This window comes from Candidatus Filomicrobium marinum (assembly GCF_000981545.1).
Lineage (GTDB): Bacteria > Pseudomonadota > Alphaproteobacteria > Rhizobiales > Hyphomicrobiaceae > Filomicrobium > Filomicrobium insigne.
This window is the reverse complement of the sequence record NZ_LN829119.1, coordinates 571,244-595,344: the sequence shown is the minus strand read 5'-3', so window position 1 is coordinate 595,344 and position 24,101 is coordinate 571,244. Positions and strand designations below refer to the sequence as shown.

Genomic DNA, 24,101 nt, shown 5'->3' with positions numbered 1-24,101 from the left:
GAGGTGCTGACCTTGTTGCGCTTGCCGCGGTTCGGCTTTAACAGATCCACAACAATTAGATTTCGAGTCCTCACGCTCGTAGCCTCGATCGTGATTCCTCTCATTGCGTTGTTCACTTGGGTTGCCCTCGAATATGCTGCAGCGAAACGCCAGATTATTGAGGAAAAGCGCGAGAACCTTACCGAGCGCGTAACCGCATCCATAGATCAAGAGGCAACAAGTGTTCTGCGCCTGCTTGAAAGCGTGGCACGCTCAGAAAGTCTAAGCGACGGTGACTTTCAGAACTTTAATATGCAGTCAGCTATCCTCCTCGCACACCCGCAAATAGACCGAGCGTGGGCGTTTACAAGGGATGGCATGGTCGTGGCAGACTCTTCGGACGCAGCCAACAAGCCAGAGCAAATACCGCCGCAGCTGCAGACCAAGATTCTTTCTGGAGCGTTTGCGATCTCTTCCGTCATGGGAGATGGACGTAATGCCTATGCTATTCTCGGAGTTCCCTTTTCATCAAATGGTCAAATCACACACGGAATCGTCGCAAAGATAAACGTTGGCTATTTTAGCCAACTTTTCCGGCAAGCTGGTATGGAGCCTCAGTGGGCCGCCGCTGTCGTAGATCGGAACGGTCAGTTCGTATCGCGGAGCCTGGATTCATCCTACCAGGTAGGACGAATAGCTCGGCCAGAACTCGTGGATGCAGCCCGGAAGCCTGAACCCCGTGGCACTTTTGACAATGTAACATATGAGGGTGTGCACTCCCTCAACTCGTATCAGCGGTCATCGCTGACGGGGTGGACAACTGTTGTCGCAGTTCCCTTCGATGTCATGACCGCACCTTTGCGGCAGACCATTCCCCTGCTGGTCGTTGGTGGAACTACTATACTCGCTGCCACGCTCTTACTGGCAACCTACTTGGCTAGAAAAATCGCACAGCCAGTGCGCAACCTGAAGGACTATGCGCATGCATTGGCTGGCGGAATGCCTGTCGAGATCCGGACGCAACATATTGCGGAACTCGAAGAAGTGCGCGTGGCTCTTGAGAAGGCAATCTCACAAAACGCAAGGCTCTCCGCGCTTGTGGCGTCATCGGGCGATGCGATCATTAGCATCGATCTCGATGGCACGATTAGATCCTGGAACAAGGGCGCAGAAGAACTTTTCGGCTATCGAGAGGACGAAATCTCCGGACAACCAAAGACAGTCATTGTCCCGGAACATCGATCGTCAGAATTTGGAGACTTACGACGTCAAATCCTTTCCGGAGAAAGCGTGCGCGTAGAAACCCAGCGGCGCCACAAGGACGGGACAATCATAGACGTATCTCTCAACTCGGCACCCATACGACGACCTGATGGAACTATATTCGCCATTTCCTCCATCATTCATGACATCAGAGATCGAAAAGCCGCAGAAGAGCATGCCGCGCTCTTAATGCGCGAAATCGCCCACCGTTCAAAGAACCAATTGGCGATTATCCAGTGCATAGCAAATCAAACCGCAAAGCATACTTCGTCTAAGGAAGAGTTCGTCGACGCGTTTGAGCAGCGGCTTTGTGGTTTCGCCGCATCCCACGACCTGTTGACTCACTGGAATTGGATAGACGTTCCCTTAGATCAACTCGTACGTGGGCAGCTGGAAGTATTCGTACAGTGGCCAAGTCCTCAAGTGGATGCCGATGGACCGTCTGTGAAACTGGATGCTGCCAGCGCCCAGGCGCTCGGTTTAGCGCTCCATGAGTTGGCAACAAATTCCACAAAGTATGGCGCACTTTCAATTGGTTCCGGACACATAAAAATCTCCTGGTCCCGCAAAAGCAATGGCCAGTCAGAACCGTTGTTAGATGTGGCCTGGCTAGAAACGGGAGGACCAGAGGTGGTTACGCCAACAAGACGAGGTTTTGGCTCTTTCGTAATTGAGCAAATGGCATCCGCGAGTCTGTCCGGCGAAGCCCGCATCGATTATCGCCCGCAAGGGATTGTCTGGCGGATCAGCTTCCCTTATCCAGGCGTCGGCCAACACCAATCCACGAAAGCCGAAACTGTGTAGGTATCCCCAGCTAGCTATCCCTCGCCATCTTCTTTGCAACCTCTTCCTTAAGCACGTCCTCGTTCATCTGCTTGATGTTCTTTCCCATTGCCGGCTTTTTATCGCTAGGCTGACCAACCTTCTGATCGCTTGAAGTCGACATTTTTTTCGCGATCGTTTCTTTTTTCTGCTGCTTTGTCATGGTAGAAACCTCTCGGTTTTTTATTCATGTACTACGCTAATAAGCTGCCGGGAAAATCGTTCCTATGGGCGATCATTTCGTGAAGCATTTATGGGCTGGAATCGGGAATGCGCCCGTCCGCAAAGTTGCCGCAAGTTCTCAAGCTAGCACTAAGCTGCTTTACGCTGTGACCACCGGTTATTGGGTGCGATACCAGGCAACAAGTCCTACCGGATGTTGCATCGCCTGCTCCACGCAAGCCGTTGACGTCGTCTCACCTATTTCCACCAATAGCCTTTGACGCGCACGATTGAGCCTGCTCTTGATGGTTCCAATAGAGCATCCACAAATGGTCGCTGCCTCATTGTAAGCGACGCCTAGAGCTCCCACGAGAACCAACACCTCACGTTGCTTATCCGGAAGACGCTCCACCGCCTCGATAAGTTCGCGCCCGCGTAGCGACCATTCCTGAGTTGGGTCGATGGCCGAGCCTTCGGAGATGCAAGCGGCAGATCCAGGCGCTTCGCGCCTCTCCATCATATGCCTAGTACAAAATGTATTCCGCATGATCGTGAATAACCACGATTTCATGTTCGTCCCCGGGCGGAATTGGTGAATTTTTGAAAGTGCACGAATAAGGGTTTCCTGCACGAGATCATCAGCATCCGCTGCATCGCGGTAGAAGGATCTAGCGAAGGCACGAAGCGCCGGGATTAGCTCGACGATATCCTCGTTGAGCTGGTTCGATTTCGGCACAGCTGAACTCCTTGACTAAAGCTGTGCCCCCACATGAACGAAACAACGCAAGGTCCCGCAGAATGTTCCTAATTAGCATCCTCAGAGAGAACGATTGGAGTTTGTAGGGTAGAAACAGATCGGAGCTTTGACATGAATGTCAGCACGTCCGGAAGAAGCAGGGATCAAGCCGCGGCGAATCCAATGTTGCGAACCATAAACAGCGAGAGCCCCCGCGTGATTTCTCACCAAGAGCTCTTTAGATCCTAGTTGTCGATTGCTCGATCTTCGGATCTGAACTTTCTACGCCGCCGGTCAGTGAAACGTTCCATGGATCAGGCGGGCGATATTGAAAATAATCTTCTCTACCAAACACCGTCCCGCTGACTTTACGGTGAGCGCCTCAACCAAGCCTTTGCGGAAAGCTCAAGAAAATGGCACGGCCCCTACACAGACCGCGCCAAACACCCCAGCTGCTTTCCCCGGTTCATTGGTTCAGTCCTGCGTCGAACCAGGAGTCTCTTCTTGGACCTTACCGCTTACGCTGCGATTTTCGTCCGGCACATCGTCATCAGCCGCAGCTGGGCCCTTTCGGGGTGCGATACTGCCAGTCGTTGCTGGTGGCTGAGTTGGGGTAGTGTCCATATTCCTATTTTCTTCTCGCGGCGCGACTTCGCGCGCTTGCCCAGGCGCCTCAGTCTGGTTGCGTCCCAATGGCTCTTTGGGAGAGGTCTGTGCCAAACTTGCGCTCGCACCGATTAGGAGGGTAAGGACACTTACTGCTGTTAGTTTGGCCAACTCCATTCGAACAACTCCTTTGGTTGTGGTTATGAGGTTGCCAACCAACGGAATGTTCTCATGTTCCATTGCAGGTTTCACGAAAACGTGACCCGCCACTTTAAATGTGAAATTACGCGTATCCGAAAAAATCAGTCGGCAAGACATTGCCAACAGATAACTTAGATATTGAGCCTGATATTGGATAGAACGACTCCGCTGCGGGGTCTCGCCGGGATTTCGTGGAGTGATAGAGTTAGGTCCTGCTCGGGTAGCTCGTACTGCATATCCTCAACGAGCAGCCGGCACGCTTCGCGCATAATGCCAACGGTTATTTGTTCACCGGGACACCTGTGATCGGTCCGGGAATCACCTCCTCCCTGAGGAATGAAATCATAGCCCTGCGTTCGCCAAGCAAGCCTCCGTGCGGGGTTAAATTGATGGGGTTCAGGGAAGAGACGCCGAAAGTGATTTGTTCCGTAAAGATCCAATATGAACCAATCTCCGCAGTCAAATTCATGTCCACGCCACTCAAAGGATTCAATCGCTCTGCCTCCGATCACTGGAAAGAACGGATATAACCGCCGAACCTCCTCGGCAAAGTGCTCGTAGGCGGCATCGTCCGCAGAATGGAGTTTCTCTTTCCACTTCGGCTGCTGTTCCAGCGCCATCGCCACGAAAATCACGAAGCGGCCGATGGCCACGGTGGCCCGAAGAATGTTTATCAGTTCAACTGCGGCACTGCGCTCAGAAAGAAGACTACCATCCATGTCGCGATAATTGACGACGTAAGCCAGAGGAGAGTCGGTAGCCACTATGGCGGTGCCTTCTCTGATGCTTCTGACCAATCGCTCAAAGTAACGCTCTGTGCTTCTCCTTCGAATGAGCGCAAGGATAACGGCGAAGCCCGCTGAGCCCGAGTTTTCAATCATCGAGGAAAATTCGTTGGCGAGTTCCGCATACGGCTTGCTTGCGGGAATCTGCATCCAACGGCAAATCGTTTTCGTAAGGATTACATTAGCTTGGTCGAACAAAACGATACTGGGCCTGCTCGACCACTCTTTGGCAGCATTTCGCCACTCCCCGCGAAACAACTCTGTAATCTGCTGTTCGGCGTCGGCTCCCATTAAAAGTCGAACAAACATTGCCTTTCGATGCCGATGGGCTGCTCCGTCCAACTGCTGTACGCTTCCGAGGTCTTGTAACAACCGCATCGTGGTAGGTGGCATTGCGCCACGCCGCGTGAAACGCCCACCCTCGTAGAACAGTTGCGCCGCATCCTCGCCGCGCGCGCAGACGACTTTTTGCAACATAAGACGCGCCAAGAAGGCATCACTGTTCAATCGATCGCAACGTCGGGAAACGAATTCATAGCCATCGTGCAGGAAAGCGATCGTATGATCGAAACCCTTGAGCCGTGGAAGAGATCCGCTGCGCATTTCTGGACGTCTCACAGATCCACATCAACCTTCGGCAGCGGCGCACGCGCTGGCCCATGTATCACCGAGCCGTCCGCCGCGAATATGGAGCCATGACAGGGACAATCCCACGTGTGATCGGCATTGTTCCAAGTGACCGGGCATCCCTTATGGGTGCAGGCCGCAGACAATGTATGCAACGTACCGTTCAAGTCTCTCCGTACCGCAATATCATGGTCGCCGACGCATAACACGCCTCCTTCACCGCGACCGATCTGGTCCACCCTGCTTACAGTGGATTGGCTCTTTCCGCTCTCATGAAAATCATTTGGGAAGGGCCGGAGAGGATCATAAAGGGACAGCCAGCTGTTTGGACGTCCTGCAATGCAATCTGCGATCATCATGCCAACGGCGGTGCCGTTGCTGATCCCCCAGCCATTGAAACCCGTGGCAATGTAAAATCCTGACGCGTTTTCGTGGTCCGGCTGCCCGGCATATGGAATCCGGTCCGCAGTATCGTAGTCTTCGTTGCACCAATGCCATAGGCCATCTCCGACCGGGAGATTCCTACGCACCCAATCTTCGAGCTCCGCAAAAATAGCAGCGACGTCACCGTCCTGACCCGTACTAAATCGCGGGCCAAGCGCCAACAGAAAGTAACCTGTCCTGTCGCGACCAATCCGCAATGAATGGCTCGGCTCTTCAACACTGATGAACATATCCTTGATCGGCGGCGGGTCTTCGATCCGAAAGGTCATCGCGGCGTGGCTTCGTGGTTGAGTGCGGTTCGCCATACCCACCGGGCTCTTAATTGGAATATTCGTAGCAACGACGATATTGCGAGCCTGAACTTTGCCGCTGTCAGTTACCACGCACCAACAGCCCTCATTTTCAATCTGCCTAACGCGGCTATTCTCGTAAATGCGGCCGCCCAAAGCCTTCACCGCTCGCGCAAGCCCATCGAGGTAACGTGCGGGGTTAAACTGTGCTTGGTTTGGAAAGCGAAGCGCACCAGCCGTCCTGAAAGGTAGGGGCGCCCATTCGACTACATCCGCTGTGATGCCAAATTTCTGCGCCGCAGCTGCTTCTTGTTCGAGGTGGGCCCGTACCGACCGATTGAGTGTATAGGCATAAGCGGTCTTTGCCTCCAGTTCGCAAGCAATCTCATGTTCCGCAATCCAGCTTTTTATCGCCTCTACGCCGGCTAGGTTTGCAACCGCATATTCGCGCGCACGTTCCAATCCCAAATTCTCAATCAGTTCGTTATAGATCAACCGGTGCTGCGTCGTGATTTTCGCTGAAGAGCGTCCTGTCACCTGTTTCCCAACCTCTAGAGCTTCGACCACTACGACCTGCCTACCTGCTTCCAGAAGTTTTAGTGCACTCGTAAGGCCGACAATGCCGGCCCCCACGATGACTGTCTCAACTTCGATCACTTCGTGGAGTGGAGCGTAGGACGCCGACTCGAGCTGTTCCGTCCAGCAGCAACCAGACTTGCCAGAAAATCTTCCCATTGTACGCGCTCACCAATCGCTTCAACCTTCGGCGCAACGCCTCAGCGGTAGCGCGGTTCCTAGAAGCAGCAATGGACGGGAACTGCGAGCGATCGGAACCCTGGCAGCAAGTTCGCATTAGACCTGCATTTAGCGAGCGCTCTAGGAAAATACCATGACGTCGCAAAATCAGCTCATAAAATGGACCGCCGCCATGTCGGCGATTTTGATTATACTTGGGACGGCCGTCTTCCTTTATTTTCCGGACTGGTATCGCGCCGACGAAAAGCGAGTTTTATTGTGTGGGAAAACAATCGAAGACCAAAGCGAGCCCATCCTCAAATTGGAAGGTGAGGAATGCGAGGCGATTATCCAAAACGTCGATATGTACGAGAATTTACCGAGGGAACAGGATGTTACCGCCTTCGATGAGCAGCGGCTGCGGGTCGAGATCGGCAAAGCCCCGCCCGTTGGTACCCGCTTGGAGTTGCTACCAAAGGCTGTCACAACGCAGTTCCCAGACTTGACAAGGTATCGATATTTTATCTCCGGTGACAATGTTGCGCTCGTAGATCCGGCCAAGGCGAGAATTGTCGCATTTGTCGGAGTGCAGGAGAGCCATCGCCAAAAAGGCGAATAGCCTTGCAGCTTGGATTACACATGGTCTTGCCCCCAGTTAACGACCGTACCGATGGAACAACTCTGGCGTGGAGATTGTTGCGCACCATAAGGCTGCTCGACCTGGAGTTTTTGCGGGAGGCTCAATGAAGGCCCTATGTTGGCACGGCAAATACGATGTGCGCTATGAAACGGTGCCCGATCCAGTAATTTCCGATGATCGCGATGCCATCATAAGAGTAACGAGTTGCGCGATCTGTGGCTCCGATCTGCATCTGTTCAACGGAATCATGCCTGGCATGCATGAAGGTGACATCCTCGGCCATGAAACAATGGGTGAGGTCGTTGAGGTCGGCAGAGGCAACAAAAGGCTTAAGGTCGGAGATAGGGTCGTTGTCCCCTTCACTATCGCTTGCGGTGAATGCTTCTTTTGCCGTCGGGGCTATTATTCGGGTTGCGAGAATTCAAATCCCAACAAAGATAAAGTGAAAAAGCTCTGGGGCAACTCGCCAGCGGGCCTGTTCGGCTACTCACACCTGCTCGGCGGATACGCCGGTGGGCAAGCCGAATTCCTCCGTGTTCCCTATGCAGACATCGGCCCGATTAAAGTGCCGGACGGACTCAGTGACGAAAAGGTCCTATTCCTTTCTGACATCTTTCCCACTGGATACATGGCTGCAGAATTCTGCGACATCCATCAAGGTGACACCGTAGCCGTCTGGGGATGTGGGCCGGTGGGCCAATTTGCAATTCGCAGTTGCTTTTTGCTCGGCGCAGAACGAGTGATCGCTATAGACACAGTCCCTGAACGACTCGCATTGGCGCGCACCACAGGAGCGCAGACGGTCGATTTCATGCAGGAGGACGTCTACGATGTCATACAAGACATGACGCGCGGACGCGGGGCCGACGCTTGCATCGACGCGGTCGGGACGGAACCCCATTCGACGGCCAGCATCGACTCGATTGTGGATCGCCTAAAGGTAGCGACCTTCATGGGAACAGACCAGCCCCATGTTTTACGTCAGGCAATCGAATGCTGTCGCAATTTTGGAGTTGTATCAATCGTCGGCGTGTACGGTGGATACCTTGATAAAATACCTTTCGGCTCCGCCATCAACCGTGGCCTGACGATTCGGATGGCACAGACTCCAGTACAACATTATCTCCCTAAGCTGTTGCGACTAATCGAAGAAGGCAAAATTGATCCATCGTTTGTAATTACCCATAGCGTCCCACTTTCTCAAGGATCAGAGCTCTACAAAACTTTTCGGGACAAAGAGGATGGATGCATAAAGGTTGTGCTACAGCCTCACGCATAGAACACCTCCGCCTCGGAGAACGGCTCTATTTTCTCACCCCAAATTGCTGACAGGCAAGAACGTCTTCATTTGCGTTGTCAAATCACCACGTTGTCGGGAACAATTGGAGGACGTACCCGGTTTCCGTTCTAAACAAAGGTCGGAGACCACCGCGCGATGAGCAGACTTGTTGTAGTTTCGAACCGCGTGGGAGACGTTGACAATTCGACCCAAACTGGAGGCCTCGCCGTTGCAATTGCAGATGCCTTGCGCACATACGGAGGCCTATGGTTTGGCTGCTTCGAAAGCTCTGAAAAGTCCGGTTGTACTCTACAAACCGCTTTAGGCAGCAACGGAGTGCAGTACGCAAGCACACCGGTCTTTTCTACCGAATATCAGCGTTATTATGCCGGCTATGCGAACAGTGTCCTTTGGCCACTCTTTCACTACAGGACCGACCTCATAGATTATCGCGAGGGCGATTTCCGAGCATATATGAGCGTCAACCGGCAGCTCGCCAATCAACTCTATCCTCGCTTACGTGCAGACGACATCGTATGGGTCCACGATTATCATCTTATCCCGTTTGCACGGTTTCTACGACGGGCTGGCGCACGAAATGCGCGTGTAGGGTTCTTCCTCCATATACCCTTTCCACCTCCCGACCTGCTCGCGGCATCACCAAATCATGCCTCCATCGTGGATTCACTGCTCGACTACGATCTGATCGGCTTTCAAACGTCTACCGACTTATCTAATTTCCAACGATATTTGGACGAGTACGCAATTGCTGTCGTGTCTGCCGATGGCACAATTCGAAGTGACCAACGAACTTCGCGAAGCGGCCGCTTCCCCATATCGATTGACGTCGATAGCTTTACAAAAATGGCGGAAGCGGCTCCGGAAGATGTTCGGCTAGAAGGAATGCGGCGACATATCCTCAAACGCAAACAGATAATAGGTGTCGACCGGCTCGATTATTCAAAAGGTATTCCCGCACGCTTCGAAGCATTCGAAAAGTTGATCTCCGGGAACCCATCTCTCGAAAAATCCGTCTCGCTTCTTCAGATTTCGCCACCGACACGAGAAGGCATCAAACCTTACGAGGAAATTAGGAAGACCGCTGAAGGAATGGCCAGTTCGATAAACGGAAGGCTCGCCGATTTTAACTGGACACCCATTAGATATATCCATCGCACTGTCGCGCGCGACAAGCTAGCTGCAATACTCCGCCATAGTGACGTCGGGCTTGTTACGCCATTGCGCGATGGAATGAATCTCGTAGCGAAAGAGTATGTGGCGGCTCAAGATTCGGATCACCCCGGCGTACTCATTCTATCTCAATTCGCGGGCGCAGCGGAAGAGCTAACGGAAGCTCTCATTGTCAATCCGCATGACACCGACGAGATGGCTCGCTGTCTATTACAAGCACTTACGATGCCGCTTCAGGAAAGGCGAACACGTCATCACCTTCTACTCCAACGCATTCGATCATCTAACGTCCAAAATTGGGCGAATAATTTTTTGACCGTGCTGCTGACGGACGCAAGAAGCGATGACGTATCCATACCGTCGACAGAGATGCGTCAAGCTCATCAAGCACTCCTCCCTAGTGAATTTTCGAATTGATAAAGAGAGGTTGAACAAAACTGGCTTTTGCCAGTTAGGGACCCACGACAGCAATTTTCGAGGAGCAATTTATAATGGCACGTGAACTGTCATCGCGTGGGCAATTCGGCAAGCTTGATGGCCCTAGTCGTCGACAAACATACGACTGGAAACCGGTGAACCGGGACGACTATATTAATTACGGAAGCGGCCGATACGGCGCCGCTGTACCGCCGTATGCCGACTATTACAGCTGGCCACGAGGCGAGGCTTCCCGCAACAATGTCCCCGTTCGGGCATATGATGAAGATCAGATCGGGCACCAGGAATCGAGGGATGTTGCGCCGTGGATCGGCAATGAAGAGAACGCACCGAGGCAGAGCGGACATCGCGGCAAGGGCCCTAAGAGCTATCTGCGATCCGATCAAAGGATCATGGAGGACGTCTGCGATAGGCTCACCGAAGACGGCCAGCTAGATGCAAGCGAAATTTCCGTCTCGGTCCAAAACGGAGAAGTCACATTATCGGGAACAGTCTCTAGCCGCTTTGAAAAACGGCGAGCTGAGGATTGTTCCGACTCCGTTACCGGAGTTCAGCATACCCAGAACAATTTGCGTCTACCCGAACTAGCTCTTGGTGGAGGGCCCGGGGCTCAGGGTGGGATGTAGCCCAACAACAGTCCTCGTCCAGCAAGTTCCTCTTCAACATGCTCGAGGACTTTCCTGAATCACTTTGACTCTGAGAGGTTCCAATGCCGGCAAAATCAAAGTCTCAGCAGATGGCAGCGGGTGCCGCCCTGGCCGCCAAAAGGGGAGAGAAGAAGAAGAGTGAGTTGCAAGGCGCATCCAAAGAGATGGAAAAATCAATGACTCAAACCGAACTCAAAGAACTCGCCACCGGCAAGCGGAAGGGAAAGCCGGAACATTCGTCAAAGGACTGACGACAACCAAACGATTTCAGCCAGAGAACCGTCGACTCTGCAAGTTCCGCCATCCCCAGGGTATGATATGTCGTCACCCTGCAAGTGCATAAGCCACCGGCAAGTTTGGTTACGCTGTGTTTCGCATTTTCGAATTCTCCAATGGAACGGTGGGAACATAAGACCTTTATAGGTTGTTCGGACAGCAAGGCTGCTGCGTGACTCGATCGTCGACAGATTTGCGAACTCCTTGCTGTTGCCGAGCTCCGCGGCAGCCGATCGGAGACCTCAAGCAAGCCTGTCGTTTCACTGCGGAAATCGCTCAACGAACTTTGCTAAATGACAAATCACGTTGTTGTTTTTGGAGGGTCCGGTTTTTTAGGACGGCGGGTGGTTCGCCGACTGCAAGAGTCTGGCATAAGCGTGCGCGTAGCATCAAGGCATCCCGATAGAAGCCGCGCGATATTCGACGCAAACGCCACCAAATTGCAATTTGTCCGAGCCGATGTTCAGGATGATGGAGAAGTACGAGCCGCTCTAGCCGGATGCGACGGCGCAGTAAACGCCATTAGCCTATACGCCGAACAAGGATCAACAACGTTCGAGAGCATACACGTTCAAGCAGCCCGTCGCATTGCGCAACTCGCGCGCGAAACCGGCATGCAGCGGTTTGTTCACATATCGGGTATCGGTTCCGACCCCAATTCTTCCTCAAAGTACATCAGCGCTCGCGGTCAGGGAGAACTGGTCGTAAAGGCAGCGTTCCCAAATGCCAAGCGGCTCCGTCCCGCTGTCATGTTTGGGCCAGACGATCGGTTTCTCAAGCCCCTCAGTGTGTTGATAAGTCGGTTACCGATATTTCCGATGTTTGGTAAAGGAGAGACACGATTGCAACCAGCATTTGTTGGGGACGTTGCTCACGCGATCGCCGATTTGATGCAAGCGCCCGATACGAAAGCTAATGCGGTCGAGTGTGCCGGTCCCGACATTTACGCCTACAAGGAATTATTGGAGATCGTGGCAGACGCAATGCGCAAACGCGTACAGTTTGTTCCGATGCCGTTCGCCGCCTGGTATGCATTGGCTCGTATTTCGAGTTGGCTCCCTAACCCGCAGGTTACACGCACTCAGGTTGAGCTGATGGAGATTGACAACGTCGCCTCATCAAAAACGCCAGGATTTTCTGAACTCGGCATCCGTCCCACATCTGTCAAGGACGTTTTGCCGAAAATCATTTGCGGGAGCTAACCCCTCAGCTCCCTTGCTCAAGAATATCGGAAAGCCGCTTACAAAGCTCTCTCTTCGGCAGCTTTGTAAGATCCAAAGCGACCTCATGTACCACCTTGTACTCCAGATCCTTTGGGAGTTTCGCCCGTAGGTCACCCAGGAACGCGGGCGGGGCTATGAGCACCAATCGATCAAACCGTCGTGCGACCATCGCGTCTCTCAAAGCATCGATCACGGTGCCCGCAAACTCCCGCTTGAGGTGACGACGCGAGTCCGTCGGTTCTTCTTTTGCATGCCTTCCAGATCCGACAGACTCGAACGTGCGTCCAGGCTTGTCCTCAAGCAATTCTCTTGTCATCGGCAGTTCTGTAGAAAGCGACAAATCCTCGATCTCAGCGACGGCGTCACGGTCGCCTGCGTTTTCAAACACTAGGGCCCGGCTCGCATCCGCGATCAATAACCAGGTTCGCGTTCTATTCATTACCATAGCGGCTCACCAGTCATGAAGTCGCGCCTTCGATTCTCTTCGAAATATCGAGGGAGAATGTACCGCATATGTCGAGAGTTTCTTTGCGAAGTTCCCGGAAGAACCCAAGTTCCACTTGTCCAAGAACTCCGCTCAAAAGTTTGGAACACCTGCCCGCGTGAGATGTTGGGCCAACATACCTGTTTTCGAGACGGCCAGGAAGGATACGCCATGCGTGGTTCAACTATTAGCTTTTTGGGCATCTGTGGGATGGTTCTGGCGTGTGTTTCAGCACATGCTGAAACAATAGACGCAGCAAGTGCTGAGCTTCAAAATGTCGATGGCCAAGTCGTCGGCATAGTCGCGCTACGACAAACAGACACCGGGGGAGTGTGGCTCAACGCGAGCTTTTCCAACCTTCCGTTCGGGACGCACGCGTTTCACATTCACGAAGCGGGCGAATGCGAAGGTGATTTCAAGAGCGCAGGCGGACATTACGCGCCTGCCGGAAATAACCACGGGGTGCTGCAGAAAGATGGCCCGCACGCCGGCGATCTGCCCAACATTCATGTGCCCGCGGATGGAAGATTGAATGTGGAAGTCTTTGCTCCAAATATCGATCTGGCAAGGAACGCAAAAAATACCCTCTTTGATGAGGATGGTTCTGCGTTAGTCGTTCACGCAGGTGTTGACGACTACAAATCGCAACCGTCGGGCGACGCGGGTGCTCGTATTGCTTGTGGTGTCGTCACAAACAAGATTATCGATAGTTCGCAGCGCTAATCCATGAGCAACTTGGAGGCAATATCGCGAGCTTCTTAAACCTTGTCGCACTGAAACGGCCGGTTCCGCAATTAGGTTGCCAGCCCAAGACAAGACGGATTGATGGCACTGCTTGACAAGCTTGTTGGACACAGGCGGCAACATTCAAGTTGGGAAAGCTCTGCGCATTGCTCGTCTGGACCGACCTTACTCTAGTTACCATTTTTAGTTGGCTGTTGGTCAGCCCCAAAACGAGGCTCGATGCCGCGTGCTACGTCCGAGTATCTTCGCTTTCTCGCCGGAGAAAATTTTGAAATTCTAGATACTCGAAACACTCATCGCGAAAACCGGAGTTGTGTGAGTGGAACCCGGAACTCCCGCATTCGCACCGCGTTGCATATGGCATCCACAACGTGCAGGAGTGCAATCCATGTCCGTCAAAACAATGGAAGACCTCTTTGTCGACACTCTGAAGGACATCTACTACGCCGAAAAGCAAATCCTAAAGGCTTTACCGGGTATGGTCAAAAAGGCCAATTCCGCAAAACTTCAGGACGCACTCGAAACCCACCGCAAAGAAACCCAAGGTCAGATCGAGAGGCTTGAACAGGTCTTCAAAATCTTTGACGTCGAGCCACGCGGCAAAAAATGCGAGGCCATAGAAGGCATCATCGCGGAAGCCAAAGAGCATATGGACGAGATAGAGGATTCCGATGTGCTCGATGCGGGCATGATCGGGTCGGCTCAGGCTGTCGAGCATTACGAAATCACTCGTTACGGCACACTGATCGCTTGGGCGCAACAGCTTGGAAAGCCCGATGCGGCCGAACTTCTGGAAGTCAATCTGGAAGAGGAAAAAAACGCAGACATGTTGCTGTCTAAATTAGCGCGAGGCTCGATCAATAAAGCGGCTGCGGAATGAAGAAGCGTGTGCCGGAGCTTCCGGCACTTGCGGCCGACTTGCTGGCCGCTGCCAAGCGTGCCGGGCTTACCATTGCGACCGCGGAATCGTGTACCGCGGGAACACTAGCAGCTGTGCTGGCCGACGCTCCAGGCGGAGGTGAGCAATTTCATGGTGGGTTTGTCACTTATACGAAGCAAAGCAAGATCGAGATCTTAGGCGTTGAAACAGATCTGATCCGAAAACATTCGGCAGTAAGTCAACCTGTCGCCGAAGCCATGGCCAAAGCATGCCTCGCGCGATCGTCAGCCAGCCTTGCGATTGCCGTCACCGGCGTGGCGGGTCCCGAACCGGATGAAGACAACAATCCAGTTGGCGAAATTCACGTCGCGATTGCCCATCGTCACAGCGGCACATGGCACAGGAAATACGAATTTCAAAAACGCCAACGGTCCGCCATGCGTGAAGCGATTTTGAGGGCTGCCCTCATTTTCGCCCAACAGCGTTGTGAGTCGGTCCAGCTTACAAACGAGGTCAAACATGAAACACCAGCTTCTTAAATGGTGGCGGGACTACAACCTCAGCATCGTGCTCGCTACTTGCTTTCTGGTAAGTTGGATTTTTCAGGCTTGGACTGGATGGCGAGAATTTTCGGCTGATCAATCCTCGCATCAGCAAGCGGCGAGCATTTTTGGCCAGGAGGGTTACATATGGACATTCCTTGCCGCGACTTTCGAAAACTGGCAATCCGAGTTTCTGCAGCTCCTCGCCATGGTAGTTTTGACGTCGTTTCTGATCCACCGCGGCAGCGCAGAATCCCGAGATAGCGATGACCGATTGGAAGCAAAAATAGATCGCATCGAGCGGACACTAGCTCAGCTTTCCAAGGCCCCCAGTTCTGACCGTGAGGACGTCCGTATTCCGGAGTGATGATTAGATCTTTGAGAGAAGACAACCGCAAAACCCAGTTAGGCCGCAATCGCCTTAACCAGTGCGTCTTCTTCAGCCGGTTTCACCTTTGCTCAAGAGCAAACAACGCCAGGAACACGACTAGCGAATAACAAATTTGGCATCGAAGGTGGATCAATTTACTTTTGGCACGCCATCCCAACTTCCTCCGGCAATTTTCCTTGTACAGCCAAAGGACTTGAGCCCGCCTTCACCGCCGGGGCAGCGATTGGCAGGAGTTTATACTCCCACTTTTGCCGGAAACTACGGCCCGTCCTGTCAAAAGCCCCGTCCCCCTAAGCCTCGCAAACCTCTGCCGTACCGGTCCGATGCCTTCGACCCCATTGCCCTGTCGTTGCGTTTCGATGCCTGGCACACCATGCGTCCTTCCATGTCGGGGGTTATCGCCCACGGGCCGTCGTCCGGAAGGGGTATCCCCAGCTTCCTTGCGTGCAGCCGGGTAACGCCCCTCCCCTTCCCGCCACCGTCATTCCCGATGTGCGCTTGCGACCCCGACAGGCCGCAATGGATGCAGCCTCTCGAAACAAACCAACGAAAGTAACCGCAATGGCTCAATCCAAAGGCAGCAAACCCACCCACGGCGTCTTCCACGTCCGCGAAGGCAAGAAAGGCGGCAAGGGCTTCTGGACCCGCATCGGCGCCGCATGGATGCACGATGACAGCAAAGGCCTGAACATCATGTTCGACCTGTTCCCCGTCGGCGACGGCAAGATCGTGGTCCGCGTCGAGGAACCGAAGTCCAACGGTGACACCGCCACCGAAGGCGAAGGGGAGCAGGCCTAATGCTCCTCTCGCCACGCGACCGCGCGGCGCTGCAAACCCTCTTCCCCGAGCTTCCTGTTCGGGGACTGAGCGGGGCGGCCCTCGACCGCGCCATCGACACCTGGTTCGCCAATGACCACTACAGCAACAATCCCGCCTACGATTACGAAGACGAAACCGATGCCCACGACCCCGCCTGTTAAACGCAAACGCTACATGATCTCGATGCTGGACATGTCCACCTACCGGCAATCCTTCATCGCCGAAAGCCACGAACACGCCCTTGCCTTGGCCGATGTCGATCAAGAGCGCCACGGCCTCGACAACTGGAGCGAAGTATCCAGTTCAACCGAGTTCGAGGTCATCGGGGAAGAGCCAATCTCAGGCATCTCCAACCGCCAGTCCCCTCCCAACGGAGGGCACAACGATGCCTAGCTGTATCTGCCAAAACTGCGGTGCCCCCTTCCACTGGATCTGGGAGGACGCATTCGACAAGTTCGGATTCGGCGACGGCGATGGTCAAGTTGAAACCGCAACAGTGGTCGATGTGCTCGAACAGGCCGGTTATGTTGTAAAACATGACTTCTGGAGCCTGCACAATGACGTCATATCTTCCATCAAGAAGGACGGCATCGAGCAGATTCCGGAAAACACCGACATCGGATACGATAACCCGCGAGCATACCTGCCCGCCGCTATCGTCACACTTCTCGATGAAAAGTTGCCGGCAGCTGAAGGGGTACGCCTATGAGCAAGCCCCTCAAGCTTTACACCGTGACCTTCCACGACACCTTACGTGTCCAGGTGGAGGCATACGCGACAAACCCAGAAGCAGCACGGTCCTTCGCCATCAAACAATGGTCCGACGCCCTATGGGAGCGCGCGGACCCCACCTTAGAAGACACCACCTGCATCATCCTCGAAAGCTTCTCCCGCAACTACTTTGAGATCACCGAGGACGACGCCCCTACCCTATCAACCAACGAAAGCTAACCATGTGATCCTCGACGCCAATCGGTTCACCGTCACCATCAGCCGGGAAACCCACCAACGGCTGGTGGCCCTGCCCTTCACGCGTGACGCCATGAGCCATGCGGTGCCCAACGACGACGGAACCATCACGTTCCCCGTGCCTCCGCATATCCGCGACGCGCTCCACCGGCTCCACCCTGACCCCGACATGGCCATCCAGATCCTGCTTGGCCTCAAGACCCACTAATGAATGCAAGATCCATGACCACTCTCCTTTTCAACCCGCATAAGCAAACGGATGCTTACAAGGGTGCGCGGCCCTTCCCCGCTTCCGGACAATTCCATCCAAACCGTGCCGCCTATGAATTCTATCCCACGCCGCCCGAAGCCACCCGCGCCCTTCTGGCAGCCGAACGCTTCGACGGGTCGGTTTGGGAACCTGCATGCGGGCAAGGCCATATCGCCAAGGTCCTCGAATCCAACAACCACCACGTCGTGGCCACGGACCTTGTGGACTACGGTTTCGGCCAGCCGGGCCGCGACTTCCTCCTTGAGCGGGAGTCGCTGGCCCGCAACATCATCACCAATCCGCCCTACGGCCGTGGCCTCGCCGATGCGTTCTGCCGACACGCCATCGAATTGACGGCCGACACAGGCGGCAAGGTCGCCATGCTTGTCGCCGTGCAAAGCCTCTGTCACCCCGCACGCACCCCCTTCTTCAAGAAGCACCCGCCCGCAATCATCTACGCCGTGGATGACTGCACCTGCTACCCCTATGGAGATCCGACGAAGGCCACCCGCAGCCTCCTAAAGCAACGTTATTGCTGGTTGGTTTGGCACGCCAATTACAACGGACCCACGCTCTTCAAATGGCTTGCAACCGCACCGTTCAAAACCCGTAATGCCGCGCCCCCAGTAACTGTCGCGCCAATGCTCAAACTTGCGGCGTGATGCGTTCCTCGCGCCCGCTGCGCTTCACACATCTCCGTTGTTTCAACTCATTATCTTACGAACGTCCGTTCTCCCGTTGGGGCGTTCTTCCCTTCGTCCGTTGATTCCTTCGGACGTTCGTCCGTTCGCCCGTTCTTGCGTGCGGACGTTGTTCCGTTGCTGCGTTCGCCCGTTCGGACGTTCTTTCCTTCGGACGTTCGTCCGTTGTTTACAACGTGCGTTCTTGCGTTCGGACGTTCGTCCGTTGGCCCGTTCGTCACCTTTCCGAAGCTTTCCGCCATCTCGGGAGCGTTCGTCCGTTCGGACGTTGTTTACATCGCCCGTTGTTACGTTCGTCAGTTCGTCCGTTCGCTTTATGCCAATCCACCGCCAAAGCACCTAGATTCCTAGATGCTCCGTGGGCGTTCGCCCGTTCGTCCGTTCGGGCGTTCGCCACCAGAAATGTCACACCCCCATCATCCAACTGCACAGCAAAAGGGCGGCCATGCTTGACGGTCATTATCCGTATACGCATCGTAGCGCCATGACCAACACGGCCGCCAACTTCATCTCCTTCGCATCCCCCAAGGGCGGCGTCGGCAAATCCACCTCGTGCCTCGCCATCGCCGGAGCATTGCTCGCTGCAGGACACAAGGTCCGCATCATCGACTTCGACCAGACCGAAACGATCTGGCGCTGGTATACGACCAGCCCCTTCGCACAAACCATCCCCAACCTCACGGTAGAGAAGGGGCCCACCGATGACATCGGTCCATTCGTCAGCCACCTTTACCAAACCGCCACCGACTACGTGCTGCTCGACCTTGCAGGCGCCCTCTCCGAAATCGTCCTCATGATCGCCGCCTTTGCAAACCTGACCATCACCCCCGCCAAGGTCAGTGAACCCGACATCATCGAAGCTAATAAAATGGCTCACAACCTCCATGCCGTCGCCAAACGTATCGGCAAACCGATCAACCACCGCATCCTGCTCAACGAAGTACCGAGCAGTATCTCCAATGACGAACTCGATCTCATCCAACAGATCGACGAGAGCAACCTTCAACGGTTCAAAACCCTGATCCGTCGCCGCGCCGCCTACAGCAAATCGTTCTCGCGCGGCACGCTGCCCCACATGTCCGACACCCCCGACAAGAAGGCCCTCGCAGAAATCGACGCCCTCATGGATGAGATCACTGCTTTCTTCGCACAGCCCATCCAACAGAAAGCCGCAGCATGAATACCCCCGCAGCCAAACTCCAACCCAAGCGCATGGCCCTTGGCATCCCTCCCGAACTCCAGGCAACCATGGACGCTGTCAAGGAAGTCGCCACCGCGCAGAACATCCCCACACAGCGGTTCCCGAGCCACGCTTCCAACAAGGTGACCGAACTGCAGCCCACCGCATCCGAACACCACTCGGGAAATCTCCCCCGCACTTCCCAACCCGCCACCCAAGAACGAAAGGCGAGGGGCCCAAGGCCTGCGCCGGTCAAGCGCTATTCCGTCGACCTGCCACTCTATCTAATCGCCGAAATCCGCGAGAAAGCGCACCGCAGGAATTGCAACAAACGCACCCTCATCCTGAATGCCTTCAAGGACGCCGGCTTCACCATCAAGGATATCGACATTCAAGAGAGCAAAACCGATGAATAAGCATCGGGCGAACGCAACAACCTGCGAACGTAACAACGTCCGTTCGCACGTTCACACGCCCCGAACCGATGCCCGAACACCGGGGGCGTCATGACCAACGTCCAGCCCATGCTCGTCGATACGCAGGTCCGCGATCCCGACCTGCTGCAGCGCCTCGACCAAGCCGGAACGTTCATGCGAGAAATCGTCTACAAGCAATGCGTCGAAGAGCAGGCCCGGCGCGATGCCCTGTCCGCCATGCCCGCCATGAAACGCCGCCGCATCTCCACGCGGCGCAATCTCGAGGAGAACGGTGCAGCGTCCCGCGATAACCTATCTCACATCCACAGCGTCCTCGCCCTCTGTTCGCTGCCCTACCAGCAGCAGCCCATAAGTGTGCGCGAGTGGAACCGCAGCCAAGGCCGCATGAAGCTTTCCATCACGGCCGGCAAGCTCACTGATCCAACCAACGGCGACTGGGTGGACATGCCTCTGCCCTACGGCTCGCGCGCACGTCTGCTCCTGCTTCACGTCTGCAGCGAAGCCATCCGGAAGAATTCACCAAACATCGAAATCGAGGATTCCCTGTCAGCTTTCATCCGCGCCATGGGCTACCCAGTCACCGGCGGAAAGCACGGAACCCTCACCACCTTCAAGCAACAGATCAACGCCCTTGCAGCCTGCTCGATGCGCATCGGCTTGTGGGACGGCAACAACGGGTCCCGCACCATCAACACGCAGCCCTTCACATCGCTCTCCATGGAGATGTTCACGGCGGCCCCCAACCAGCGCGTGCTGTGGCCCTCGAAGTTGTCTCTCAGCCGTGAGTTCTTCGACACCCTTGCGGCGCACGCGTTGCCCATCAACATCCATGCCGCGCGCGCCTTCGCCAACAGTCCCCGCAAGCTCGACCTGCTGTTCTGGCTCGGCTACCGCCTGCACAGCCTCAAAAGCAAGGTTTCCATCCCCTGGGACAAACTTTCCGAGCAATGGGGCAGCAACTACAGCCGCTTCAACAACTTCAAGCGCGACTTTGCCAAGGAGATCGCCGAGATCAAGGAAGTGTTCCCCAAATTGCCCGTCGTCCTTACCGAAGCCGGATGCACAATCTCACCCGGCTCGCCGGAAGCCATTGCCCTTCCGCGCAAGCCCTTGAAGTAAAGGGACGCGGGGACGTAGGTTCGGTAGCAAATCCCCATCCTATGGGGCATCGTTGCGTCCTACGTAAGTTCGGTAGCAAAACGCGGTTTAACCCTTTGCATTCATGAGCAATCCGGTGTGCCGTTATGCATCACCTCATCGTCCGAATTTCCTGACGTCGCGTCGTGCCATCGCCTAGCCGTTGTCAGCTTCCGTCCAACATTACCGGATCGCGGCCGATTGCCTGCCTGTTTCACGCCTCGGGTGGAACGTAGGTTCGGTAGCAAGCAATACCTCTGATTGTTGCCTTCCATTGGCGGAATTCAGCCAAGGCGCAACGTAGGATCGGTAGCAAGCATGGGGGAGGGGAGGAACGTAGGATCGGTAGCAAGACACCCTGTTATGAACCTACGTAGGTTCGGTAGTGCCCGCCTCCTCAAAACATGAGGCCCAGCGCCGCATTCAAAGCCGCCGACGTAGGATCGGTAGCGGCACCACGTAGGATCGGTAGCGGCACCACGTAGGATCGGTAGCAGGCCTGCGTGCGTTCGGTAGCAATACCAACGTAGGTTCGGTAGCAGCATTCACGTAGGATCGGTAGTCGCTCTATATAGAACAGAACATCTCAGAACACCGTCCGAACATTTTCCGGAACATTCTTCCAGAACCTTTTCCAGAATTCAGAACAGGCGCTGCGCGGCTTTTCATGGAAAAGGGAAGGGGACATTCGCCACACCCCCATCCTCCCATGCCATCCACTTCGGCATATTCACTAGACAGCCAATCAGAGCTCACTCATGCTGCCCCCATGGAAAATCTTGAGAGCCCACTCAGCTGTCATCGTATTGCCGTCAGCACGTTGTCCCAAGCCGCCTAACGGAACCAAGAATGAGCGAAAATGATCGCATCGCCGCGCTCGACCAAGCAGGCGTGCCACAAAAAGGCGTACACAGAGGAGCAATCGAAGACGTCGGTCTTGCAAGGGACCAAAACGGCACTCATAATAATCCCATGAAGAAAGCGGACGCCATCAGCCGGTTACACCGAAACGCCCAGCGCTTACGAAGCATGGGCGCGGCGTCGTTGTACCTGTTTGGTTCAACCGCGCGCGACAAGGCCCGCTCCGACAGCGACATCGACATCTTCATCGAGCCCGTGAAAAACAGGCCATTCAGCCTCGTCGACCTCATTCGGATGCGCGACTTCCTGCGGCGCAGCCTTGGAAGCGACGTCGACCTGACAACGCGCCGTAGCCTGCATCCCGCGCTACGCAAGGACATTCATCGCTCAGCGGTGAAAGTCTTCTGACATGGCGCGTAGCGTCGATCATCTCCTCAAGGACATCCTTGAGGAAATCGCGTTCATCAAGAAGGCCACAAGCAAGCTTACCCTAAATTCGTACGCCGCCGATGACTTGACGCGGCGCGCGGTGGAACGGGCGATACTCACAATCTCGGAAGCTGTTCGAGGTATTCCGGCCAAGGATCTAAACAGCCAGCCGAGCATTCCCTGGGTCGAGATCAAAGGCATCGGAAACATACTGCGACACGAATACCATAAAGTGGCCAACGAGGTGATCTGGGACACCCTGAAGAAGGACTTTCCCCCGCTCGGGAAAGCCATCAGAGCAATCATCAAAGCAAAGAAAAGCGAGAAACTCAAAGCACCTAGGAAGCCGGCTAATAGGGCCACTTCAACGAAGCGAAAGCCGAAAGCGAAGAAGTAATTTTGCAGCCGGTAAAACCCGGCAAGCCGAGCCTAAGCCCTAGGCCACGACTTTTCCAAATGCCACGTCCCGGAACTCGAGGTTCGACCCGCTCTGTTCCATCGGGATCCCGACCTCATGGGCCAGCGCCATCAGCTGCTCAACAAACACGCCCTCGCGCATCGCCACGAAATTGTGGTCGCGGCACCAGGCCTCATAATCGTTGAACACCACATTGGCCGTCAGGCGTCCGCCGCGCACCGCCTCCAACCGTTCATCAGCCCAAACCGCTACGTCACCTAGCGTCGTCATCCTGCGCCCAACATCCCTGTCACGGTGCCGCCACGGCGTCGTCACCGTGTAAAGCCCCAACCCACTCCCCAGCTCAAGCAATAATCCAAGCCCAAGCAGCAGCCCCGTCCGGATGTCGGCCTGCTCCACGGGAGCATCGAACCAGCGGAACACCCGGTCAAGGACATCCAGCTGCGGGTCCGCGCTTTGCACAGAGGAGTCCAGCCCTCCTAGCGCCGCCTGCACCTCTCTAAGCCTTCCCCACGAAGCTTCTGCTTCCCGGGCCTGTTCCAGCGTCACCTGCATCCGCGCAATCTTCGCGCAGGCCACCCGCGTGGCGATCATGTTCTTCCGGCAGCGGTCCGAATGCACCGCCACGGTCCGCTTCCCCCGGCCGTAGGGTTGCGCGTACGCCGCCTCAATCGCGTTTTCGACCTCCTGATGGGTTCCGACCTGCCCGATAGCTTCCAACCGCCCTTGAAGGCGTTTCTGTTCCGCCTGGAGGTTGTTGCGCCGGTCAATGACGCTCTGATTGTTCCCCGCGTTCCCAAGGCGGTGTTCGGCGGCAAGTCCGATCCCCGCATAAAAGGAACTCACGCTGGCCACCACAAGGAATACCCCCGCGCCCAAGGCTGCCAGCCAATCACGCTTGCCAACGGCCAAGGCCAAGCAGAACGGCATCAGGGCCTTCACGATGTCCGCGAGCCCCAAGCCGAAGCCGTAAAGGTGCCGTTCCACCTCATCCTGGCCGCCGAGGCGAATACCGAAGCGGTAGTTGAGCACCGCCGACACCGCCACCAGGCCAAGGCTCCCCACGACGCCCGCGAAAATCAGGACATCAATCACCAGCGCCTTCGCGCCAGCAGCCGTGGGCCGAGGCCACGATCGCTTCCCAGGTATCGACGCTGAAGCGCAACTTAAGCTCCGCGATCCTCTTGGCCGCGCCCTCTGCAATTTGTCCCTCACAGAATTTGTTGGTTGAACCACCCTCCGCCAACTTGATCACCGCCAGCTGCAGCAGCAGCTCATCCGGGACACGCAGTTGCAGGCGCTTCGATTTGCCCCGTTCCGAGACGACCGGAGGGGCGCGCTGTTCAACGCTGGCCCTCAGGGCCGCGAAGCGTTCTCTAAGTGTTCTGGCCATGCTCTACCTCCAAAGGGAGAACACAACATCAGACACAACACGCTTGCAACGCAGGCAGGCCGTAACCTACATTTCGACTGCAAACCACGGTAAGAGTACGGATTGTTACGGAAGGAAGGCGC

The 24,101-nt window shown here is 55.2% G+C and carries 30 protein-coding genes; 23 read left to right on the top strand and 7 right to left on the bottom strand.

The window, feature by feature from the left end:
• The first annotated feature begins 90 nt into the window (after nucleotides 1-90).
• Nucleotides 91-2,046, top strand: coding sequence for a sensor histidine kinase (locus YBN1229_RS02965; RefSeq protein ID WP_152024943.1), 1,956 nt, complete (start codon nucleotides 91-93; stop codon nucleotides 2,044-2,046).
• Nucleotides 2,047-2,056: 10 nt separating this feature from the next.
• On the opposite strand, the gene YBN1229_RS18820 is transcribed toward YBN1229_RS02965, so the two are convergent.
• From YBN1229_RS18820 to YBN1229_RS02945, 4 genes are all read right to left on the bottom strand, one after another.
• Nucleotides 2,057-2,227, bottom strand: coding sequence for a hypothetical protein (locus tag YBN1229_RS18820; protein ID WP_160298676.1), 171 nt, complete (start codon nucleotides 2,225-2,227; stop codon nucleotides 2,057-2,059).
• 177 nt (nucleotides 2,228-2,404) lie between these two features.
• Nucleotides 2,405-2,962, bottom strand: a complete 558-nt coding sequence (locus YBN1229_RS02960; RefSeq protein WP_046476543.1) for a sigma-70 family RNA polymerase sigma factor — start codon at nucleotides 2,960-2,962, stop codon at nucleotides 2,405-2,407.
• Nucleotides 2,963-3,900: 938 nt separating this feature from the next.
• Nucleotides 3,901-5,157 (bottom strand): cytochrome P450, encoded by a 1,257-nt coding sequence (locus YBN1229_RS02950; RefSeq protein WP_046476537.1) that lies wholly within the window; start codon nucleotides 5,155-5,157, stop codon nucleotides 3,901-3,903.
• Nucleotides 5,158-5,168: 11 nt separating this feature from the next.
• Nucleotides 5,169-6,650 carry an FAD-dependent oxidoreductase gene (locus tag YBN1229_RS02945; RefSeq protein ID WP_046476533.1) on the bottom strand — a complete coding sequence of 494 codons (1,482 nt, stop codon included), beginning with the start codon at nucleotides 6,648-6,650 and terminating at the stop codon, nucleotides 5,169-5,171.
• A gap of 154 nt (nucleotides 6,651-6,804) precedes the next feature.
• Between YBN1229_RS02945 and YBN1229_RS02940 the strand changes: the two genes are divergently transcribed.
• From YBN1229_RS02940 to YBN1229_RS02915, 6 genes are all read left to right on the top strand, one after another.
• Nucleotides 6,805-7,269: a hypothetical protein gene (locus YBN1229_RS02940; RefSeq protein ID WP_046476529.1), complete on the top strand. Its 465-nt coding sequence runs from the start codon at nucleotides 6,805-6,807 to the stop codon at nucleotides 7,267-7,269.
• A gap of 124 nt (nucleotides 7,270-7,393) precedes the next feature.
• A complete protein-coding gene (locus tag YBN1229_RS02935; protein WP_046476526.1) occupies nucleotides 7,394-8,569 on the top strand; it encodes a zinc-dependent alcohol dehydrogenase in 1,176 nt (391 codons plus the stop codon).
• 156 nt (nucleotides 8,570-8,725) lie between these two features.
• Complete coding sequence (locus YBN1229_RS02930) at nucleotides 8,726-10,177, top strand: alpha,alpha-trehalose-phosphate synthase (UDP-forming) (protein ID WP_076605272.1); 1,452 nt, start codon at nucleotides 8,726-8,728, stop codon at nucleotides 10,175-10,177.
• 74 nt (nucleotides 10,178-10,251) lie between these two features.
• Nucleotides 10,252-10,824 (top strand): BON domain-containing protein, encoded by a 573-nt coding sequence (locus YBN1229_RS02925; protein WP_052743645.1) that lies wholly within the window; start codon nucleotides 10,252-10,254, stop codon nucleotides 10,822-10,824.
• A gap of 83 nt (nucleotides 10,825-10,907) precedes the next feature.
• Complete coding sequence (locus tag YBN1229_RS02920) at nucleotides 10,908-11,096, top strand: DUF3008 family protein (RefSeq protein ID WP_046476523.1); 189 nt, start codon at nucleotides 10,908-10,910, stop codon at nucleotides 11,094-11,096.
• Between the two features lie 318 nt (nucleotides 11,097-11,414).
• Nucleotides 11,415-12,323 (top strand): complex I NDUFA9 subunit family protein, encoded by a 909-nt coding sequence (locus tag YBN1229_RS02915; RefSeq protein ID WP_046476521.1) that lies wholly within the window; start codon nucleotides 11,415-11,417, stop codon nucleotides 12,321-12,323.
• 4 nt (nucleotides 12,324-12,327) lie between these two features.
• On the opposite strand, the gene YBN1229_RS02910 is transcribed toward YBN1229_RS02915, so the two are convergent.
• Nucleotides 12,328-12,783, bottom strand: a complete 456-nt coding sequence (locus tag YBN1229_RS02910; protein WP_076605370.1) for a host attachment protein — start codon at nucleotides 12,781-12,783, stop codon at nucleotides 12,328-12,330.
• Nucleotides 12,784-12,804: 21 nt separating this feature from the next.
• Between YBN1229_RS02910 and YBN1229_RS02905 the strand changes: the two genes are divergently transcribed.
• From YBN1229_RS02905 to YBN1229_RS02825, 16 genes are all read left to right on the top strand, one after another.
• Entirely contained in the window at nucleotides 12,805-13,551 is a 747-nt protein-coding gene (locus YBN1229_RS02905) for a superoxide dismutase family protein (protein WP_152024942.1), read from the top strand.
• Between the two features lie 409 nt (nucleotides 13,552-13,960).
• Nucleotides 13,961-14,452, top strand: coding sequence for a ferritin-like domain-containing protein (locus YBN1229_RS02900; RefSeq protein WP_046476519.1), 492 nt, complete (start codon nucleotides 13,961-13,963; stop codon nucleotides 14,450-14,452).
• Complete coding sequence (locus YBN1229_RS02895) at nucleotides 14,449-14,991, top strand: CinA family protein (RefSeq protein WP_046476516.1); 543 nt, start codon at nucleotides 14,449-14,451, stop codon at nucleotides 14,989-14,991. The genes YBN1229_RS02900 and YBN1229_RS02895 overlap by 4 nt, the downstream gene beginning before the upstream one ends.
• Nucleotides 14,972-15,361 (top strand): DUF6766 family protein, encoded by a 390-nt coding sequence (locus YBN1229_RS02890; protein WP_052743642.1) that lies wholly within the window; start codon nucleotides 14,972-14,974, stop codon nucleotides 15,359-15,361. Before YBN1229_RS02895 ends, YBN1229_RS02890 begins: the two co-directional genes overlap by 20 nt.
• 585 nt (nucleotides 15,362-15,946) lie before the next feature.
• Entirely contained in the window at nucleotides 15,947-16,183 is a 237-nt protein-coding gene (locus YBN1229_RS02885; protein WP_046476515.1) for a hypothetical protein, read from the top strand.
• Nucleotides 16,183-16,365 carry a hypothetical protein gene (locus tag YBN1229_RS02880; protein WP_046476513.1) on the top strand — a complete coding sequence of 61 codons (183 nt, stop codon included), beginning with the start codon at nucleotides 16,183-16,185 and terminating at the stop codon, nucleotides 16,363-16,365. Before YBN1229_RS02885 ends, YBN1229_RS02880 begins: the two co-directional genes overlap by 1 nt.
• Complete coding sequence (locus YBN1229_RS02875; protein WP_152024941.1) at nucleotides 16,343-16,597, top strand: hypothetical protein; 255 nt, start codon at nucleotides 16,343-16,345, stop codon at nucleotides 16,595-16,597. The genes YBN1229_RS02880 and YBN1229_RS02875 overlap by 23 nt, the downstream gene beginning before the upstream one ends.
• On the top strand, nucleotides 16,590-16,913 hold the full coding sequence (locus YBN1229_RS02870) for a hypothetical protein (protein ID WP_046476508.1): 324 nt from the start codon (nucleotides 16,590-16,592) through the stop codon (nucleotides 16,911-16,913). The genes YBN1229_RS02875 and YBN1229_RS02870 overlap by 8 nt, the downstream gene beginning before the upstream one ends.
• Nucleotides 16,910-17,155, top strand: coding sequence for a hypothetical protein (locus YBN1229_RS02865; RefSeq protein ID WP_046476505.1), 246 nt, complete (start codon nucleotides 16,910-16,912; stop codon nucleotides 17,153-17,155). The genes YBN1229_RS02870 and YBN1229_RS02865 overlap by 4 nt, the downstream gene beginning before the upstream one ends.
• Nucleotides 17,156-17,159: 4 nt before the next feature.
• On the top strand, nucleotides 17,160-17,381 hold the full coding sequence (locus YBN1229_RS02860; protein WP_046476500.1) for a hypothetical protein: 222 nt from the start codon (nucleotides 17,160-17,162) through the stop codon (nucleotides 17,379-17,381).
• A 14-nt stretch (nucleotides 17,382-17,395) separates the two neighbouring features.
• On the top strand, nucleotides 17,396-18,085 hold the full coding sequence (locus YBN1229_RS19025; RefSeq protein ID WP_052743641.1) for a hypothetical protein: 690 nt from the start codon (nucleotides 17,396-17,398) through the stop codon (nucleotides 18,083-18,085).
• A gap of 484 nt (nucleotides 18,086-18,569) precedes the next feature.
• Nucleotides 18,570-19,304, top strand: coding sequence for a ParA family protein (locus YBN1229_RS02845; protein ID WP_046476494.1), 735 nt, complete (start codon nucleotides 18,570-18,572; stop codon nucleotides 19,302-19,304).
• A 68-nt stretch (nucleotides 19,305-19,372) separates the two neighbouring features.
• Entirely contained in the window at nucleotides 19,373-19,720 is a 348-nt protein-coding gene (locus YBN1229_RS02840; RefSeq protein WP_152024940.1) for a hypothetical protein, read from the top strand.
• Nucleotides 19,721-19,810: 90 nt separating this feature from the next.
• Nucleotides 19,811-20,860, top strand: coding sequence for a replication protein RepA (locus YBN1229_RS02835; protein WP_046476488.1), 1,050 nt, complete (start codon nucleotides 19,811-19,813; stop codon nucleotides 20,858-20,860).
• A gap of 867 nt (nucleotides 20,861-21,727) precedes the next feature.
• The gene (locus YBN1229_RS02830; protein WP_244464992.1) at nucleotides 21,728-22,147 is read left to right on the top strand and encodes a nucleotidyltransferase family protein; all 420 of its coding nucleotides are present in this window, start codon (nucleotides 21,728-21,730) and stop codon (nucleotides 22,145-22,147) included.
• 1 nt (nucleotide 22,148) lies between these two features.
• Entirely contained in the window at nucleotides 22,149-22,565 is a 417-nt protein-coding gene (locus tag YBN1229_RS02825) for a HepT-like ribonuclease domain-containing protein (protein WP_052743640.1), read from the top strand.
• 39 nt (nucleotides 22,566-22,604) lie between these two features.
• Here the strand turns inward: YBN1229_RS02825 and YBN1229_RS02820 are convergent, their stop codons facing one another.
• Together YBN1229_RS02820 and YBN1229_RS02815 are read right to left on the bottom strand one after the other, a co-directional pair.
• A complete protein-coding gene (locus YBN1229_RS02820) occupies nucleotides 22,605-23,681 on the bottom strand; it encodes a hypothetical protein (RefSeq protein WP_046476483.1) in 1,077 nt (358 codons plus the stop codon).
• Nucleotides 23,674-23,979 (bottom strand): hypothetical protein, encoded by a 306-nt coding sequence (locus YBN1229_RS02815; protein ID WP_046476480.1) that lies wholly within the window; start codon nucleotides 23,977-23,979, stop codon nucleotides 23,674-23,676. Before YBN1229_RS02815 ends, YBN1229_RS02820 begins: the two co-directional genes overlap by 8 nt.
• Between the last annotated feature and the right edge of the window lie 122 nt (nucleotides 23,980-24,101).